This window comes from Flavobacterium geliluteum (assembly GCF_017948595.1).
In the GTDB taxonomy this organism is placed as follows: Bacteria; Bacteroidota; Bacteroidia; order Flavobacteriales; family Flavobacteriaceae; genus Flavobacterium; species Flavobacterium flavipigmentatum.
Map to the genome: position 1 here is coordinate 1 of NZ_JAGFBV010000066.1, position 1,260 is coordinate 1,260.

General features: G+C 35.8%; 2 protein-coding genes. Both read left to right on the forward strand.

Annotated elements, in window-relative coordinates:
* Nucleotides 1-112: 112 nt before the first annotated feature.
* Nucleotides 113-631, forward strand: a complete 519-nt coding sequence (locus J3495_RS18950) for a hypothetical protein (protein WP_210668539.1) — start codon at nt 113-115, stop codon at nt 629-631.
* 56 nt (nt 632-687) lie between these two features.
* A complete protein-coding gene (locus J3495_RS18955; protein WP_210668541.1) occupies nt 688-1,029 on the forward strand; it encodes a hypothetical protein in 342 nt (113 codons plus the stop codon).
* The last annotated feature ends 231 nt before the right edge of the window (nt 1,030-1,260 follow it).

The window sequence follows — 1,260 nt, forward strand, 5'->3', positions numbered from 1 at the left end:
TAATAGAAAACGTCTGCATTCTTCTTTGGGATATAAAACACCTAAAGAAATCGAACTAGAATTTTATAAAATTAAAAGTGTAGCATAGGTCTTAGAAAATTTGTCCCACTTTTTGTTGCAAGTCCAACTTCTTGGCAAACTGCAAAACCCCAAGCTCGATTTATTACTGGACAGGTATCCTGACCTGTTGCAGGAATACGATCTGGAAGAATTACTTTCAGGTGACCTTGAAATTATTGATACGGAGATACAGGACGTTAAAACAGCGGGACTGCTCTCGTGTCTGCAACTGCTGATACATTTTTGTCATGAACTGAAAGAAAATCCCAATCCAAATGACATGTCTTTTGACAGTCTGAGGTATATTTTAAAATCTATCGGGTGCTCCCAGTTTGTGCATGAACTGCTCTTTGTTGTTATAACAGTGGTAGGAACAGACTATTATCAGAAGTTTCAGCAGAGAATTCAAAGTGCAGATTTTGATTGGGAGAGCGCATTAGAATTGGACAGCGATCCTGAACTGAGAGAGCACATTGACCTTATGACATGGTTTGCATTAGCAAGGCTGTTTTTAGAATCGGTCTATACTTATTTCAACAGTCCTGATAAAAATCTTAAAAACACGACATGATGAAAATTTCAAAAAATATATTAGATAAATGATTAATCAATTTAAAAATAAAGATCATGGAAAACGATAAAATCAAATTAAGTGAGCTCATAGAGAACCCTGAGCGTTATTTCATAATGCTCAAGCCTGTATCGGAAACCGGAAATGATATCCAAACTATTGAAATAAATGTGGAAGGATACAGAGACCTGTTTTGCATGATAACGGATCTTCTTAAAACAGCAGAACTTGCTTTGGATGGAATTGAATGCGGTGAAAATAACGTCCGGGATGCAGAAAAGTATGTTGGGAGTCTTCTGCGTGTAATAGAAATGCTGATCCCTTTGGAAGAAGCAGAACTGCTGGACTTGCTTTACAGAAAGTATTTAAATGAAAAAAATAAAAGTGATTCCAAATAACTTTTTCCCAATTGTAATTATAACAAAACGGCGACTTTGGAGCCGTTTTCCAGCCCCGCAGGGCAAGTTGTTTTGAGATGCTGAATTCATTTCAAGCATCTCAAAACACAACTTGCTATTTTCTCTCGAAAATATTTTTACATATGGATTTTAATTGAAAGGGCTTGTTGCCCTTTTTTTTATGTAATGGTTATTAAGTAATTTTCTTTTAGAAAAAAGCAGAAGTTCCCA